We start from the raw sequence: 15,849 nt of genomic DNA on the forward strand, positions 1-15,849 counted from the left end.
GGTCCCAGTAAGGGGAGGTGAGGGAAACCGTTTGCCACGGCGGCGTGGCCGTGGTCGATAGCCTGCACAATGTGGATCTGAATGGGATGACAGCGGTGGTGACCGGCGCAGCTAGTGGCATCGGGCGCGCGTTGGCGCATGCACTGGCCGACCGTGGAGCCAACCTCGTGCTCGCCGACATCGACACCGTCACATTGAGCGAAGTTTCGCAGTCACTGGGGGCACAAGCGGTTCCCACTGACGTTGCCATGCCGGATGCGGTCGAATCGCTCGCTGAAGCCGCCGGCGACGCCCGGGTCGTGTGCCTGAACGCCGGAATCACCGGTAGGAGCTTTGGTGCTCCGTGGGAAGTGGCCGCTCCTGACTGGAACAGGGTGTTCGCGGTCAACGTCGGTGGCGTTGTCAACGGCTTGCGTGCGTTCGTACCCAGACTGCTGGCCGCGAACCAGCCCGCGCACATCCTGATCACCGGCTCATTGGCTGGGGTGCTGACCTTTCCCAGCGGCGGCGCTTACGGACCCTCCAAGCACGCCGTCGTGGCCGTGGCCGAACACACCGCGCTGGCACTGGCCGACACGCCGATCGGCGTGAGCATGATCTGCCCCGCCCTGGTCTCGACAGGCATGTCCACCGACGGCATCGACCCCGCCGAGGTCGCTGCACAGGCGCTGGCCACTATCGACCGCGGAATCTTCGCTGCGGTCCCACCCGACTGGCAGCGCACCCTCATCACCGCGGCATCGCGTCGCGCCACTGGTCAGCGTCCCGAATCGCCTGCGGTCGCCACCTCGACCACGCAGAAACAACCACCAGCGCCCTCATAGCCCAAACATCGCCGGCGCACGAACCACGACCGGCCCGTACAACCCCCAACCCGCGAATCGACCTGCCGCCGAACCAGACGCCCGTATGCTAACAGCGGAGCGAAACTGGCCCTGCCTTTTACACCGGCATCTGGACGCAGCCGTGGCCAGAACGTAGATGGCCAGTACACCTAGCGGAGCCAGCAGCGGCAGCCACGGCAACTGCAGCGGAAAGGACGTCGCAGCTAGTCCGGCAAAGGAAAAGCCAATGGCGGCAACGATTGTCGGCCAACTTCTGATGACCACATTCGCCGCAGCGCCAGCACCGAACCGACATACCAGATACCCCGCAGCGCAAAGTCCAGACAGCCCGGCCCACACGTGCGATGGATCGGACAAGAGGATCGCCGACACCGACAGCAGCACGGCAAGCGTCGCTGCCGGTCGAAACAGCACCCCTACCCCCACAGTGATCGCCGCAACAACTCCTGCGACAACGGCTACTCCGTGTGCCGCAACGCCAGCTGAACCAACCATCAGCAATCCGAATACCGTTGAAAAAAGCCGGCTGCCGGGTTGCACAACGAAGGGCATGTCAGCGCCTTCCCCGTCGCCGTCCGCGCACTCGGCGGCGATCAGGCAGCGCACCCATCGACTGCTCCAACGAGCGCGTGCTCGGCCAGGCCAACACATCAACGCCGACCGCAGCCATGTCCCGGTACATCGAGGAGCGCTGAAGCGCCCACATCCGGTCCACCAAGGGATCCTGCTTGCCCTCGAACGGGGAATTGTCCAGAATGTCGACGGCGACCACGACATAGCCGCGTCTGCGCAAATCGAGCAACGCCAGTGCGAATTCGGTATCAAGCAGCGTGGAGAACGCGATCACAATCGCCCCCACGGGAACAGCTGCGCGCGGTGCCAGTGTGCCAGTTGCTGTTTCGAACCCGTCACCGACGCCCAGCACGATATCGAGCACTCGATAGAATTGACGCTGGCCAATATCCGCACCGAGCCACCGCGGGTGGTTACCTCCGAGGGCAACGATCCCCGCACGGTCACCGTTTCGCAGTGCCGTCTGTACCACTTGGGCTGCGCCGCGTACGACTCGTTCAGTGGCTTCGGTCGCCGGGCCCGCAGGTTGCCGGTAGTTGTCGATCAGCACCACCACGTCGGCAGCCCGATCGGTCAGCCGCTGCGTGACATGCAATTGTCCGCGACGCACGCTCACCGGCCAATTCACCGCCCGAAGCTGGTCACCGGGAACATAGGGGCGAATGTCGGCGTACTCGACGCCCGGGCCGGTATGCCGGGTGAGGTGAGTACCCAACCGGTCGAGCAAGTCAGTCCGCGGGATCGGGGTCGATTGCGGCGGCGTCAGCGGAAATACGATGACCTCGGCGGCATCCACTACCCCAGTCCCGGTCAGCAATCCACCACGCGCAACCACATCAACGCGCACCCGGATGGGGTAACGGCCCCAGCGTTGCGCCACTGTGGTGGCTGTTTTCGTCGTGGAGGTATTCGAAGCAAGAACGTCCAACTGCATTCCCGGCACTGTCGAGACAGCGATTTTGATCATCACCGGCGCGGAATCCACTTCGGACGCCATGGCTGCCGAGACAGTCACCCGAGCCTGCTCGTTCTCGAAGCACCGTTGCGAATCGGGCTCGGCATATACGTGAATTCTCGGTACCGTTTTCTGCCAGCTGATCGAGCACAACACACCAAGAAGCGGCGCCGCGAACGCGATCAGCTGCCAATGAGAAGCAATAACGGCGGCCGCCAGCGCAAATCCAGAGCACGTCGCAATCGTTCGAGTTAATCCTGAAGCACGCCAACGTAACTCAACTTCACGAGTTTCTTTCACATTGCACCACCGGCTATCCAGTTCCACCGCGTGTCGAATCTGCTCGAGGGACCGGCAGGCGCCGCAACAATTCTCCGACCACATCGACGCCCTGAATCTTGCGCACCCACATCTCCGGGCGCAAAGTGATCCGATGCGCAACCGCTGCGATGGCAAGAGCTTTGATGTCTTCGGGAATCACATAGTCCCGGCCGAGCAGCAGGGCACGAGCGCGAGCCAGCTGGACCAAGTCGAGCTCCGCCCGAGGACTGGCGCCCACTGCGACTTGCGGATGATTTCGGGTGGCCGTAGCCAGCGACACGACATAGTGCAAGACGTCCTCGTGCACGGTTACCCGCTCCACGGATTCGCGCATAGCCAGCAGATCGTGCGCATCCACGACCTGGTTCACTGTCGCCTCGGCCGAGCCGCGGTCCAAGCGGCGACGCAGCATCGACGTCTCATCATGTTCGGACAGATACTGCAGTTCCAGCCGGATCGCGAAGCGATCCAACTGAGCCTCCGGAAGCGGATATGTGCCCTCGTACTCGATGGGGTTGTCGGTGGCCAGAACGATAAACGGCATGGGCAGTTTGTGCGTTTGACCGTCGATGCTCACCTGGCCTTCGGCCATCGCCTCAAGCAACGCCGCCTGAGTCTTAGGTGGCGTTCGGTTGATCTCGTCGGCAAGCAGCAAGTTGGTGAATATGGGCCCGGAGCGAAATTCGAACCGGCCCGACTGCATGTCGTAGATGGTCGAGCCGAGCAGATCCGCAGGGAGCAGATCAGGAGTGAACTGGACTCGGGTGAATCCGAGCCCAAGTGCGGCCGCGAAGGATCGCGCGATCAGCGTCTTGCCAAGGCCCGGCAGATCTTCAATAAGCACGTGGCCCCGCGCAAGGACAGCGGTCAAGATAAGCGTGAGCGCGGATCGCTTTCCCACTACGGCACGCTCGATTTCGTCGAGTACAGCCTCACAGTGGGCAGTAGTTGTCGCGGCCGGCATAGTCATAGTTGCTCCAACTTCTGCAGAATCGTTTCGAGCGCCGCGCGGCCAGGACCGCGCTGATTCTCGCCGGTACGCGAAACGTTGTTCGGATTAACCCATTCCCACAGTTCGGCGCCGAAAAGCATTCGTCCGGTTTCGGCATAAGTTGCCGGATCCTTGGCGTGCTTGTGGCCGGTAGCGAGTTCGAACCGGCGGGCAAGCATCGGACGCAGATGTCGGTCCCAGTCCGCCCGGGTCGAGTCCGACCACCGAATCGTCGTCTCGGTGGCCGATCGCCAACGGACCAGCGCATCACCCAGGTCGTCAGATTCCGGCTCCGGCACCGGGTGGTTCCGGCGCCCCAGTACACGGCGGATATTAAGCAGCACCAGGGCCAGGGCGAGGCCCGACGCGGCAAGTACGAAGCTGCGATCCTGCAGTATCAGCGCCAACAACTCGATCCCTGCGATGAGGCAAACACCCAGCAAAATAAGCCGTTTCATGCTGTACCTCCGAAAATGCTGCCGTCGCCCGACCGCGAAGCAAGTTCGTCGAGGACGAGACGAAGCACACGCACCGCCACTTCGCGATGGTCTTCGTTCATCACGTGCGGGCTGAACCGCGCCTCGGCGAAGAGGTCCACCAACTGGACGGCGTTGTCGCCACGCAATGCCTGATGCTCAACGGCTCGGGCCAAGACCTCTGTCGGGGTGTCGAACTCTTGGGGGGCCGCCTCGGGGAAATTGGCCAGTTCCCTCTCCATCGCCGAGTAGCACGCGATGATCGCCTCGCGTGGTTCGCGTCGCCAGTCCGCCATCTCTGCCAGCCCGAGTTCGGCAGCCCGCATTAGCGATTCCGAACGCGTCGCCGATTCCGCGGCTCCGACGTGTTGATCAACAGCTGCTCTCCGCGCGGTCGTACCTCGCCGCCGGGCCACAATGACCGCCCCTGCGGTGATCATCAGCAGCGTCACCACAGCGCTCACGAGCAGGACTCCGAATGCATCCCCAGAATCGTTACGCGGGGGCGGCCCCGGCGAGGTCGCGGTATCCGGTACCGCCGACTCCGCGGGTGAATCCACAGTAGGCGCGGGCAGACTGACATCGTGCGGCACGAATGTTCGAGCCAGCAGTACCACGATCAGTAGCCAAGCTGCGAGCACCGCGACACTGATCAGCACCACGCGCCAACTCGGCCGCTCCCCGCCGCGGCCGTCGTCGAGCAGTTCGGATATATCGCCCGCATTCGGCGCCACCGCGCGTGGATCCAACAGTCGCACGACAAGGGCGACTGCCATGAGCGTGAGCGTAGCGGCGAGTGCCACGACAATGATCACCCAAGCCGGCCCGCTGCCAACAGCGTCGGCGAGCCGCGCACCATCACGAGCCGGCAGATATCCGCGCAGCGCACTACCAGCAACGATCAAAAGAACGATCAGGACGACAACGCGCCCCGTCGGCTTGTCAATACCGGGCATCGGCACCACTCGACACGTTGCCTGCCGCCGTTGCGGCCTGAGTAATAGTTCAACCTGGCTTGCTTCATACTGGCACGCCAGCCACCCGTGCCGCCAGCAAAAGCGCCACTAGCCGCGACAACGAATCATCCGGTAACGGCACTGCGGCGGATCCGGCGCACCGGTCACTGCTGCAGCGACCGCCACAGGCAGGTCACCAACGATGCGTGCTGCGCCCGGCCTACTGGGCGCATCGCTACCGACTCACGAGAACGCGACGAACGGTTCGTGGCTGCCATCGAGAACTGCCAAATGCCCGATCGCCGGACCCAATCCGCGACTAGCGCCGTTGACCATCGCAGCCCGGCTGTCAAGTCGACCCCTCAGCGGGTGACCCCGTGTACGACGATGGCGGCGGTTTGGTCCACCCAGCAATCGTCAAGTTCTTCCTCCGGTCGCACCAGCATGCGCAACATGGTTGCGCCCCCGATCAACTCAATCAACCGGTCCGGATCAACATCGGGATGCGCCTCGCCGCGTTCGACGGCCTCATGCAGGCGTTGCCGCACCGCGGCGAACACGTTAGTGAAGCGCACCAGCACCCGGGCGTTGAGCGCAGCGTCTGCTGCCATGTCGGCTACCAACCCGGGCAACGCGGCCCGCACCACCGGTGTAGTAAATACATCGCGAGTGGCTGCGATCATCATCCGGATATCCGCGGCGATGTCGCCAGCCGGGGCCGCCAACGCGGTGGGTGCGACTGGGAATGCCGCTTCATGCACCAGCTCGGCCTTACTCGACCATCGCCGATACAGCGCCGATTTTGTCGTCTCGGCCCGTTCGGCGACCGCAGCCAGACTGAGATTCGTATAGCCGGTTTGAACGAGCAGCTCCGCAGTGGCCAACAAGATAGCCGAGTCGATGCGCCGGTCCCGGGGCCGACCGGCCGCCGAGGACTTGTCAAGAGTGGACGGGTCTGCTTTCATAACGCTACCAACCGTATCGTAATTGCTTCATGGAGGGCCAACCGTGGCCAATCAACCCGCGTTGGAAGACATAGACCGCCTTCAGCGTTCGAGCCGTGACGCCACCACACTGCCGGCGGTGATGTCACGTTGGCTGTCGGGCGTGCTGCCCGGAAGTCCGACACCCCAGGTAACCGTGGAGAGCGGTGTCACCTCGACAGGCATGTCGTCGGAAACAATCATCTTGACCGCACGCTGGCAGCAGGACGGCGAGACGATAAAGCAGAAATTGGTTGTCCGGGTGGCACCGGCCGCCGACGACGTGCCCGTTTTTCCGACCTATCGACTCGACCACCAATTCGAAGTGATCAAGCTGGTCGGCCAGTCCACCAACGTCCCAGTTCCGCAGGCGCGCTGGATCGAGACTACCGGCGACGTTTTGGGAAAGCCCTTCTTCCTGATGGACTACGTCGAGGGCGTCGTGCCGCCGGACGTCATGCCATACACCTTCGGCGACAATTGGTTCGCCGACGCCCCCGCCGAGCGCCAGCGCGAACTGCAGGACGCCACTGTTGCGGTGCTAGCCGCGCTGCACTCGATCCCGAACGCCGAGAATAGATTTGATTTTCTCTTGGAGGGCCGGTCCGGAGAAAACGCGCTAGCTCAGCACTTCCAGTGGGCACGGTCCTGGTATGACTTCGCGGCAACAGATCTCGGTCGATCCCCGTTACTAGAACGGGCTTTCGAGTGGTTAGGAGAACACTGGCCCCAGGACGCGGCCGCCCGCGAACCGGTGTTGCTCTGGGGCGACGCCCGAATAGGAAATGTTCTGTACCAAAACTTCACGCCGGTAGCGGTACTGGACTGGGAGATGGTTACGCTGGGCCCACGCGAACTCGATGTTGCCTGGATGATATTCGCGCACATGGTCTTTCAGGAACTAGCAAGTTTAGCGACTTTGCCTGGATTACCGGACGTAATGCGCGAGGAGAACGTGCTCGCTACCTACCAACGGCTAGCTGGCGTAGAACTAGGTGACCTGCACTGGTTCTATGTGTACTCCGCAGTTATGTGGGCGTGCGTGTTCATGCGCACCGGCGCGCGGCGGGTCCATTTCGGCGAACTCGAAAAACCAGACGATGTCGAATCGCTGTTCTACCACGCCGGATTGATGAAGCGTCTTATCGGAGAGGATCAGTAATGCTCGGACCACTCGACGAATACCCGGTTCACCAGATTCCCCAACCGATCGCATGGCCGGGCTCTTCCGACCGCAATTTCTACGACCGCTCTTACTTCAATGCCCACGACCGCACCGGGGATATCTTCCTGATCACCGGTATCGGCTACTACCCCAACCTCGGCGTGAAGGACGCTTTCGTCCTGATCAGACGCGGCGACGTGCAGACTGCGGTGCACCTGTCGGACGCTATCGACTCCGACCGACTGCACCAACACGTCAACAGCTACCGAATCGAAGTCAACGAGCCATTGCGCCGACTCCGGGTGGTACTCGATGAAACCGAGGGCATCGCAGCCGATCTCACCTGGGAGGGCTTGTTCGACGTCGTCCAGGAGCAACCGCACATCCTACGGTCCGGCAACCGGGTAACACTAGACGCCCAGCGCTTTGCCCAGCTCGGTAGCTGGAGCGGTCAGATCATGATCGACGGCGAACAGATCGCTGTCGACCCGGAGACCTGGCTGGGCAGCCGCGACCGATCTTGGGGCATTCGCCCGGTCGGTGAGCGCGAACCGGCCGGCCGGCCGGCCGACCCACCGTTCGAGGGCATGTGGTGGCTCTACGTTCCGATGGCCTTCAGTGATTACGCCATCGTGCTCATCATCCAAGAGGATCCCAACGGGTTCCGTTCGCTCAACGATTGCACCCGGGTCTGGCGAAACGGCCGCGTCGAACAGCTGGGCTGGCCCAGAATCACCATCGATTACCGTTCCGGAACCCGCATCCCGACCGGAGCGACCATCGAAGCCAGCACCGCCGACGGCACACCAGTCCACTTCACAGTGGAATCTAAATTGCCGGTAATGACCCATGTGGGTGGCGGCTACGGCCGCGATGCGGACTGGCTGCACGGAATGTGGAAGGGCGAGAAATTCGTCGAACGACTGACCTACGATATGTCGGACCCGGCGATCATCGCCCGATCTGGCTTCGGCGTCATCGACCACGTAGGCCGCGCTGTTTGCCGCGACGGCAACTCGGAGCCGGTAGAAGGCTGGGGCCTCTTCGAGCACGGCGCGTTGGGCCGACACGACCCGTCGGGGTTCGCCGACTGGTTGGCGGTCGCACCGTAGCCTTCGCTCCGGGCCAGGCGGTCGTGGCCCTGATCCGCCCGGTCGTATCGAATTGCCCGGAACCGTGATCGCCACGTTCGTCATCAGGCATGACGGCCACCCACTGCGGCAGCCCGGGGCAGCGAATCGACGACGTCATATCCTCCTTCGACGATGGCGAGGCCGCTCGCGCCACCATCACGCCATGCCCCCGGGGTTCCCCATCGCGACGGTGCGCCCGTACAGGACAGTACGGACTTCAGCGCACCTACCTTACGAGAGTCTGAGCTGTTCAGCGGCCCGCGAAGGCAACGCCAGCCAATTTAGCGGACGGATCCGTCGAAATGCGGTTGACTAGAGGCGTGTCAAACCCCCCATGGACTGTCGACGTTGTCGTGGTGGGCGCCGGTTTTGCCGGGCTGACTGCAGCCCGCGAGCTGACGCACCAGGGCCACAACGTGCTGGTACTCGAAGGCCGAGATCGCGTAGGCGGTCGCTCCTTCACCGGCAGCGTCGCAGGTTTACCAGCTGATATGGGCGGCGCGTTCGTCGGCCCCACCCAAGACGCGGTTTTAGCCCTGGCTGCCGAGCTGCAGGTGCCAACCACCCCGACCCATGACGAAGGCAAGAACGTCATCCGGTGGCGCGGCTCGGCGCGCAGCTACCGCGGTACTATCCCCAAACTTTCGTTGACCGGGCTAATCGACATCGGCCGGCTACGTTGGCAATTCGAAAGAATCACCCGAACTGTTCCGATAACCGCCCCCTGGGATGCGCAGCGCGCACGCGAACTCGACGACCTGTCGCTCGGCGGGTGGTTGCGCTCAGTCCACGCAACCGCCTCATCGCGCGACCTGATGGCCATCATGGCCCGGGTGACGTGGGGTTGCGAGCCCGATGACGTGTCGATGCTGCACGCCGCTCGCTACGCGCGCGCGGCCGGCGGCCTAGACCGGCTGCTTGACGTGGAGAATGGCGCCCAGCAAGACCACTTCCAGGGCGGCACCCAGCAGATCGCCCAGCTGGCGGCGGCTGAACTGGGCACACGTGTTGTGCTCAACGCTCCAGTACGTCGCATCGACCGGCACGGTGGCGGCGTGACCATCACCTCCGATCGAGGCCGGGCTGAAGCTGGCTTCGTCATCGTCGCCATCCCGCCGGCCCATCGCTCCTGCATCGAATTCACTCCCCCCCTTCCAGCCGAGTATGAGAACCTCGCCGACCACTGGCCGCAGGGCCGGCTAAGCAAGACGTGTGCTGCCTATTCAACGCCGTTTTGGCGAGCCAAGGGCTTCTCCGGCCAGGCACTGTCGGACAAAGGCCCGGTGTTCATCACCTTCGATGTCAGTCCGCACGCCGACGGACCGGGCGTCCTGATGGGGTTCGTTGATGCCCGCGGATTCGACACGATGCCCAAAGAACAACGCCGCCACGCCGCGTTGCGCTGCTTTGCTTCCCTGTTCGGCGACGAAGCACTCGAACCGCTCGACTACATCGACCAGCGCTGGGGCACCGAGGAATTCGCTCCGGGCGGACCGACTGCTGCAGTGCCACCGGGCTCGTGGACAAAATACGGGAAATGGCTGCGCGAACCGGTTGGCCCAATTCACTGGGCCGGCACCGAAACCGCAGACGAATGGACCGGCTACTTCGACGGCGCGGTGCGGTCCGGCCAGCGCGCGGCGGCCGAGATTGCCGCCATGTTATGAGCTGATCTGCCGGAACCGGGAGTGACTGCTCACTGACTTGGCTAGTGCCCGCAACCGGCGGTTCACTTCTTGGTGCTGCTCCAACATCGAGCAGTGGCCACCCGACAACTCGACACAGTCCACGACGTTGGGGGCAACGTTAGCGATCCTGCGGGATTGGCTGATCGGCGTCAACCGGTCACGTTCGCTGCCGATAACCAAAGTGGGTACCGTCAGGCCAGTCAGGTCGAGGTGCCGAGGCCCTAATTCGTCGACAAGCATCCGTACGCAACCTCCTCGCCCGGCGGGTGAGGTTTGCGCAAACAGCTCATAGACCAGCCTGGCTGCACTTGGGTGGGCATTGCCCGCGACCGCCAGCAAAGAAACCAGGTACCGGGCAGGGATACTGGCCGCTCCCAGAAGCGGAATCCCGCCGAACGCGCTTATCAGGCCACGCCCGGCCATAACCCGCGCCGGCGACAGCCCCCGCGGAACCGGCAACAGTCTGACCTTGCGCAACAGGTCACCAGTAGCCGTGTTGATCAGGGCTGCACCGTCGACACGACGGTGGACTTTGTGCCGGTAGCGCTCCGACCACGCGGCGATGGCAATCCCACCCATGGAATGGCCGACGACAACCGCACGCTCATGCGGGTCTAGCGTCGCCTCCAGCACGGAATCCAGGTCGGCTGCAAGGTGTTTGAGGCTATAGCCACCGCGCCGCGGTACCCCGCTTTGTCCGTGGCCGCGATGGTCGAAGGCGATGACCCGGTAATCGGTCGCCAAGTCGGCGATCTGGTAGGCCCACACACGGATAGCGCAGACAATGCCGTGCGACAGCACTATCGGGTAGCCGTCGGGCGGACCGAAGACCTGTGTATGCAACGGGGTGCCGTCTGTCGCGCGGACCGTTAAGGTACGGCTCGGCGGTAACGAATCAGGCAATTGGCTTGGCGCACCGTCACTGGCGGTTCTTCGAGCACCCATCGCCGCTCCCCCTTCGAACACGGCCACGCTGCCGCCTTCCGGTTGCGGCCGATTGTAACGTGAAATCGGCTACGCACTGCTCAAATTAGCCAAACACGGCGACAAAAACCACCCCTCGCGCAACAAGGTCGCGTCTCATCGCTGGTGTAAATGGTCACGGGCGTAGGTTCCGTCGCAACCGACGAAAGCTATGAAGGAGGGGCTACGCCCGTGACCAAGCGAGTATCGCCGATTGAGCGTGTGCGTGTTGAGATGGATCAGTTGTTCGCCGCGACCGAGCGGCCGTTGACCGAGATTTTGGAGGAGGTCGGGCGGTTATCGGTGCGTCTGGTGTTTCAGGTCGCCGTGGAGGCCGAGGTAGAAGCAGTGTTGGGCCGAGCCCGTCACCAGCGTCGGGTTCAGGACGGCCCGGGCGGGTACCGCAATGGGTATCAACCGCCGGCGACGGTGAAGACCACGATGGGCTCGGTCGAATTATGCCGCCCGAAACTACGCGACACCGACGAGCGGTTCTGTTCGCGGCTATTCGGTGCCGGGGTGACGCGCACCCACGCTCTGGAGGCGTTGGTGATTTCGGGATGGGTGCGCGGTTTGTCGGATCGCGACATCGAGGCCGCGTTGGCCGAGGTGCTGGGCTCGCAGGCGGCGTTGTCGCGCTCGACGGTGAGCCGGATTTGTGCGGCCATCAAAGACGAGTTCGCTGCGTGGTCGTCTCGACGCCTTGATGAGCTGGTGTTGGACTACCTGTTCTTGGATGCCTCGAACTTTCGGATGCATCCCAACGCCCCGGCCGAGCCGGTGCTGGCCGCCTGGGGCATCTGCACCGACGGCAAGCCCCTGTTTATTGGGCTGGCCCCAGCCGCAGCGGAGTCGGCTGATGCGTGGGCCGACTTCTTGGCTGACCTGAGGAACCGGGGACTACGCCCGCCGCTACTGGGCATCTCCGACGGGGCGCCGGGCCTGATCGCCGCATGGGAGACCACGTTTCCGGCAAGCCTGCGTCAGCGGTGTCTGATCCATCGCTGCCGTAACGTCATCGCCAAGACACCTGTCGCGGTCCAGGACGAGATCAAAGCCGCGTTCTGGTCGATCTTCGATGACATTGACCAGCCACCCGGCCAGCAGGCCGTGGATGAAGCCACCCGCTGCGCCGAGGAGTTCACCACCACATACCGCGGGCTCTACCCAGCCGCGGTCGCTTGCCTGGCCAACGACTTCGCCTCGCTGAGCGTGCATTTGCGCTTCCCCCGCCAACACTGGACACGCATCCGCCATTCCAACCTCATCGAACGCACCTTCGGAGAATCCCGTCGCCGGGTCAAGGTCATCGGCCGCCTACCCGGCGAAACCAGCTGTCTGTCGCTGGTATGGGCCGTCCTCGACCGCGCCAGCCGCGGCTGGCGCGGAGTCACCCAAACATCAGCGACCAGCCGCCACCTCCAAGAACTACGCCACCAACTGCTCGAGCCACCCCGCCCACTGCATCCCCCCACCACAACAACCACGACCGACACCACCGCCGCGTAACATGACCACCAGGAACATGCGCCCAGCGTTTTTACACCAGTCCTAAGACGCCACCCGCAACAACCGCCGGCCGTCTAAGCCGGCCGCGCCCGCAAGGCCGACAGCCGCAGGCAATTACGCTGAAGCGAGGTGGACAGGAGCGCTGATCAGTGGTACTCCAGCGCGGCCACAGTTCGCCAACTCGGCCAGGTTGTCTCCCAGAGCCGGTGGATACGACCATCGCGGTAGGCGGCGATGATCACAACTTCGATCCGGACGGGAACCTCATCGGGTCGAGATATAGTGATCCATACCCGGGCCGCAACCTTGTCTTCTGCCTCCACCCATGCCTGTTCATCGTATTCGACTACGTAGCTGATGGACGTCGCGTAGAGCCTGCGGTGATTGTCTCGGAATTCGGCGAAGTCTTGCCTCAGACCGTCGGAACACATCACGAGATCAGGGTCGTAGTAGTACTCGATGAGTGCAGCATTCTTGGCAACAACCATCTGATCGAACATCTCACGAAGCCGTACAGCTAACACCGAGCCAAGCTTAGCGGTTTACCCGACCAGGTACGGAGTCAAGCCAGCGCTTGCGGCCAGAGGCTAGTCCATACTCTTTTCCGCACAAGGCTTTCCGTGCCCGGCCCCCAGTCCGGAACGCGCCTGACAGACGCCGCCCGCCCCGGCCGCGCACCCGATCGCCACTGATCAAACCTCGCGGTCAATCGGCGCCCGAGGAGGCTTAGCGCTGTGGATCGTCGAACGGATGAAACCCTCCAACGAGCTATCGGCGATGAACAACATTTCGTCCCCGGCTTCAAGAACATCATCAGGCCGAGGCACCAGAACATTGCCGCCCCGAAGTACGGTCACCAAAGCGGTGTTGGCCGGTAGCTCTAACTCTCCTACTCGCTGACCTACGAGTGGATTATCCTCGGGCAGAGTAAGTTTCGTCAATGCTGCCTGCCCCTCCCGGAGCCCCATCAAACGGACCAGGTGACCCACGTCGATGGCGCCCTCGATTCCAGCAACCATGGCGCCGGGAGTCGAGACTGCCACGTCGATACCCCACGCCTGGCTGAACAGCCAGGCGTTGCGGACGTCATTGATCCTGGCAACTACTCGGGGTACCCCAAACTCCGACTTGGCCAGCAGGCCTACTACCAGATTGGCCTTGTCATCTCCGGTCGCGGCGATCAGGACATCGCACGTCTGCGCGCCGGCCTCCTGCAAAGTTGTTAGTTCGCACGCGTCGGCGTTGAGCCAATCCGCTTCGGGTACCGTATGCGGTTCGAAGTTCCGGCGCTCTCGCTCGATCAGCAAGATCTTATGGCCGGAGCCGAGCAGCTCGCGCGCCACGGATCGACCGACGTTCCCGGCGCCGGCTATCGCGACTCGCACTTTTCGCTCTGCCACCCAGCCATCTTGTCTCATGCGGGTCCGGACAGAACCGCGACATCCCCCCGTACACCAAGCACCCCACCAGGGTCTCCTGATTTACTTGCAGCACGCGGCGAGTCGCACAGCGGTGCGGTGTCTTCGTCGCTGCCAAGATTATGTCTGAACGGGACGTAGATGAGTTTGCACCAGCTGGACCTAACGCTGCTGATCGGTGGTTTCGTGCTACTGGCAAGCATCGTCGGCACACGAGTGGCCACCGGCGTGGGGTTCCCCAGCCTGCTCTTTTTCCTACTGGTAGGTGTCGTGCTCGGCACCGACGGGTTAGGGCTTGAGTTCGACGACGTAGAACTGGCCAGGAACGTGGGCACATCCGCGCTGGCTTTGATCTTGGTCGAAGGCGGTTTGACCACCCGGTTCAGCGATATTCGAAAGGTGCTCGCGCCTGCGAGTGCTTTGGCCACCGTCGGCGTGGTTGTCAGCACGGTGACTACTGCGGTTGGCGCACACCTGCTGCTCGGTATGGACTGGCAGCTAGCGCTATTGCTCGGAGCTATCGTGTCACCCACGGACGCCGCAGCGGTGTTCTCGGTACTGCGTGTGCTCCCACTACCGCGACGCGTGGCCGGCCTGCTTGAGGCTGAGTCCGGCTTCAACGACGCGCCCGCCGTGATTCTCGTGCTGATGTTCAGTGTGGTGCCTTTCGTTTTCGAGCCGGAGCATGCCGTCACCGATCTCGTCTACGAGCTCGTCGGTGGCTCCGCGATCGGATTGACGGTCGGTTATCTCGGCTCCGTCGCGCTACGCCGTATCGCTTTGCCCGCATCCGGCCTGTACCCCATTGCGACCTTCGGGCTAGGACTGGTCTCGTTCGCCGCCGCCGGCAGTATCCATGCCAGCGGATTCATCGCCGCGTATCTGGCCGCGGTCGTGCTGGCCAACTCGGGGCTGCCACACAGGTCGGCGACCCGTTCCTTTGCCGAAGGAGTCGGCTGGTTGGCACAGATCGGGCTCTTCGTGCTGCTCGGCCTGCTCGTGAAGCCAAGCGAGCTGGCAAGTGACGTGGTTCCCGCGGTTGTCGTCGGACTCGTGCTACTGCTGGTTGCCAGGCCGTTGTCGGTTGTGGGATCACTCGCCGCGTTTCGCATTCCCTGGCGCGAGCAGGCCTTTTTGTCGTGGGCGGGTCTGCGGGGCGCAGTGCCTATCGTGCTGGCGACCTTTCCGGTCGTTGCGGGCGTTCCAGACAGCCACCGCCTGCTCAACATCGTGTTCGTCTTGGTGGTGGTGTTCACCTTGGTGCAAGGCCCCAGTCTGCGCCCGATCGCGCATTGGCTGCGCCTATTTTCTCGCGAATCCACCCGCGAGATCCAGGTTGAAGCCGCACCGCTCGACATGCTCGACGCCGAACTGCTGACCATGACCGTGCAATCACCATCCCGGCTGCACAACGTCACCATCCTCGAACTCCGGCTACCAGACCCGGCAGTAATCACGCTGATCATCCGAGACGGCCACACCTTCGTCCCGCTGCCTGATACTCGTATAGCGACCGGAGACGAACTATTGATCGTTACCACCAGTAGAACGCGCGCTGCAGCCGAATCCAGACTTCGCGCGGTAAGCCGGCGAGGCAAACTCGCGTACTGGTTCGACGAGTACGGAGCACCTGACTGATGCTGACCGCGGGAGCTCGCACCCGCCCAGAGCCGCTTCCAAGTGATCCATCCGCAAGCGGGGGCTGACGCCGTCAAGGCAACATCAAGACCGCCCCGTTCAGGCGGTTTTGCCGGTGCACGACGAACCCTGGCGCTGGCAGTCGCCGCTGGATGCTCGAAGCCTTCGCACACACAGTGATGCTGGTCAGTTGACGGTAGACGCGGGTGCTACCTGGCTTCATAATCCGACCAAC

At 63.2% G+C, this 15,849-nt stretch carries 14 protein-coding genes and 1 pseudogene; 6 read left to right on the forward strand and 9 right to left on the reverse strand.

What is annotated here, in order from left to right; translation table 11 throughout:
* Positions 1–17 precede the first annotated feature (17 nt).
* Positions 18–824, forward strand: coding sequence for an SDR family NAD(P)-dependent oxidoreductase (locus ACO07W_RS05560; RefSeq protein ID WP_421839996.1), 807 nt, complete (start codon positions 18–20; stop codon positions 822–824).
* A 141-nt stretch (positions 825–965) separates the two neighbouring features.
* Here the strand turns inward: ACO07W_RS05560 and ACO07W_RS05565 are convergent.
* The 6 genes and pseudogenes from ACO07W_RS05565 to ACO07W_RS05590 all read right to left on the reverse strand — a co-directional run.
* Positions 966–1,397 (reverse strand): annotated as a pseudogene (locus ACO07W_RS05565) (hypothetical protein); the annotation flags it as partial.
* 1 nt (position 1,398) lies between these two features.
* Positions 1,399–2,673: a DUF58 domain-containing protein gene (locus ACO07W_RS05570; RefSeq protein WP_421841490.1), complete on the reverse strand. Its 1,275-nt coding sequence runs from the start codon at positions 2,671–2,673 to the stop codon at positions 1,399–1,401.
* A 13-nt stretch (positions 2,674–2,686) separates the two neighbouring features.
* Positions 2,687–3,664, reverse strand: coding sequence for an AAA family ATPase (locus ACO07W_RS05575; protein ID WP_421841492.1), 978 nt, complete (start codon positions 3,662–3,664; stop codon positions 2,687–2,689).
* Positions 3,661–4,143, reverse strand: coding sequence for a hypothetical protein (locus tag ACO07W_RS05580; RefSeq protein WP_421841494.1), 483 nt, complete (start codon positions 4,141–4,143; stop codon positions 3,661–3,663). The genes ACO07W_RS05575 and ACO07W_RS05580 overlap by 4 nt, the downstream gene beginning before the upstream one ends.
* Positions 4,140–5,117 (reverse strand): DUF4129 domain-containing protein, encoded by a 978-nt coding sequence (locus ACO07W_RS05585; protein WP_421841496.1) that lies wholly within the window; start codon positions 5,115–5,117, stop codon positions 4,140–4,142. Before ACO07W_RS05585 ends, ACO07W_RS05580 begins: the two co-directional genes overlap by 4 nt.
* Before the next feature lie 362 nt (positions 5,118–5,479).
* Positions 5,480–6,082: a TetR/AcrR family transcriptional regulator gene (locus ACO07W_RS05590; protein WP_421841498.1), complete on the reverse strand. Its 603-nt coding sequence runs from the start codon at positions 6,080–6,082 to the stop codon at positions 5,480–5,482.
* 43 nt (positions 6,083–6,125) lie between these two features.
* Here ACO07W_RS05590 and ACO07W_RS05595 point away from each other — a divergent pair, with 43 nt between their 5' ends.
* The 3 genes from ACO07W_RS05595 to ACO07W_RS05605 all read left to right on the forward strand — a co-directional run bounded on the left by ACO07W_RS05595 (position 6,126) and on the right by ACO07W_RS05605 (position 10,065).
* Complete coding sequence (locus ACO07W_RS05595; RefSeq protein WP_421841500.1) at positions 6,126–7,262, forward strand: phosphotransferase family protein; 1,137 nt, start codon at positions 6,126–6,128, stop codon at positions 7,260–7,262.
* On the forward strand, positions 7,262–8,377 hold the full coding sequence (locus ACO07W_RS05600) for a hypothetical protein (protein WP_421841502.1): 1,116 nt from the start codon (positions 7,262–7,264) through the stop codon (positions 8,375–8,377). Before ACO07W_RS05595 ends, ACO07W_RS05600 begins: the two co-directional genes overlap by 1 nt.
* Positions 8,378–8,718: 341 nt before the next feature.
* Positions 8,719–10,065 carry a flavin monoamine oxidase family protein gene (locus ACO07W_RS05605; RefSeq protein WP_421841504.1) on the forward strand — a complete coding sequence of 449 codons (1,347 nt, stop codon included), beginning with the start codon at positions 8,719–8,721 and terminating at the stop codon, positions 10,063–10,065.
* Here the strand turns inward: ACO07W_RS05605 and ACO07W_RS05610 are convergent.
* Positions 10,060–11,031 carry an alpha/beta fold hydrolase gene (locus ACO07W_RS05610; RefSeq protein WP_421845822.1) on the reverse strand — a complete coding sequence of 324 codons (972 nt, stop codon included), beginning with the start codon at positions 11,029–11,031 and terminating at the stop codon, positions 10,060–10,062. The two genes, ACO07W_RS05605 and ACO07W_RS05610, sit on opposite strands and share 6 nt — an antisense overlap.
* A gap of 252 nt (positions 11,032–11,283) precedes the next feature.
* On the opposite strand from ACO07W_RS05610, the gene ACO07W_RS05615 reads away from it, so the two are divergent.
* Positions 11,284–12,558, forward strand: a complete 1,275-nt coding sequence (locus tag ACO07W_RS05615) for an IS256 family transposase (RefSeq protein WP_421845823.1) — start codon at positions 11,284–11,286, stop codon at positions 12,556–12,558.
* A gap of 146 nt (positions 12,559–12,704) precedes the next feature.
* Here the strand turns inward: ACO07W_RS05615 and ACO07W_RS05620 are convergent, their stop codons facing one another.
* The gene (locus ACO07W_RS05620; RefSeq protein ID WP_421841506.1) at positions 12,705–13,082 is read right to left on the reverse strand and encodes a nuclear transport factor 2 family protein; all 378 of its coding nucleotides are present in this window, start codon (positions 13,080–13,082) and stop codon (positions 12,705–12,707) included.
* A gap of 168 nt (positions 13,083–13,250) precedes the next feature.
* The gene (locus ACO07W_RS05625) at positions 13,251–13,943 is read right to left on the reverse strand and encodes a potassium channel family protein (RefSeq protein WP_421845824.1); all 693 of its coding nucleotides are present in this window, start codon (positions 13,941–13,943) and stop codon (positions 13,251–13,253) included.
* Positions 13,944–14,117: 174 nt separating this feature from the next.
* Here ACO07W_RS05625 and ACO07W_RS05630 point away from each other — a divergent pair, with 174 nt between their 5' ends.
* The gene (locus ACO07W_RS05630; RefSeq protein WP_421841508.1) at positions 14,118–15,614 is read left to right on the forward strand and encodes a potassium/proton antiporter; all 1,497 of its coding nucleotides are present in this window, start codon (positions 14,118–14,120) and stop codon (positions 15,612–15,614) included.
* The last annotated feature ends 235 nt before the right edge of the window (positions 15,615–15,849 follow it).

Source organism: Mycobacterium sp. (genome assembly GCF_965230835.1).
GTDB lineage: Bacteria > Actinomycetota > Actinomycetes > Mycobacteriales > Mycobacteriaceae > Mycobacterium.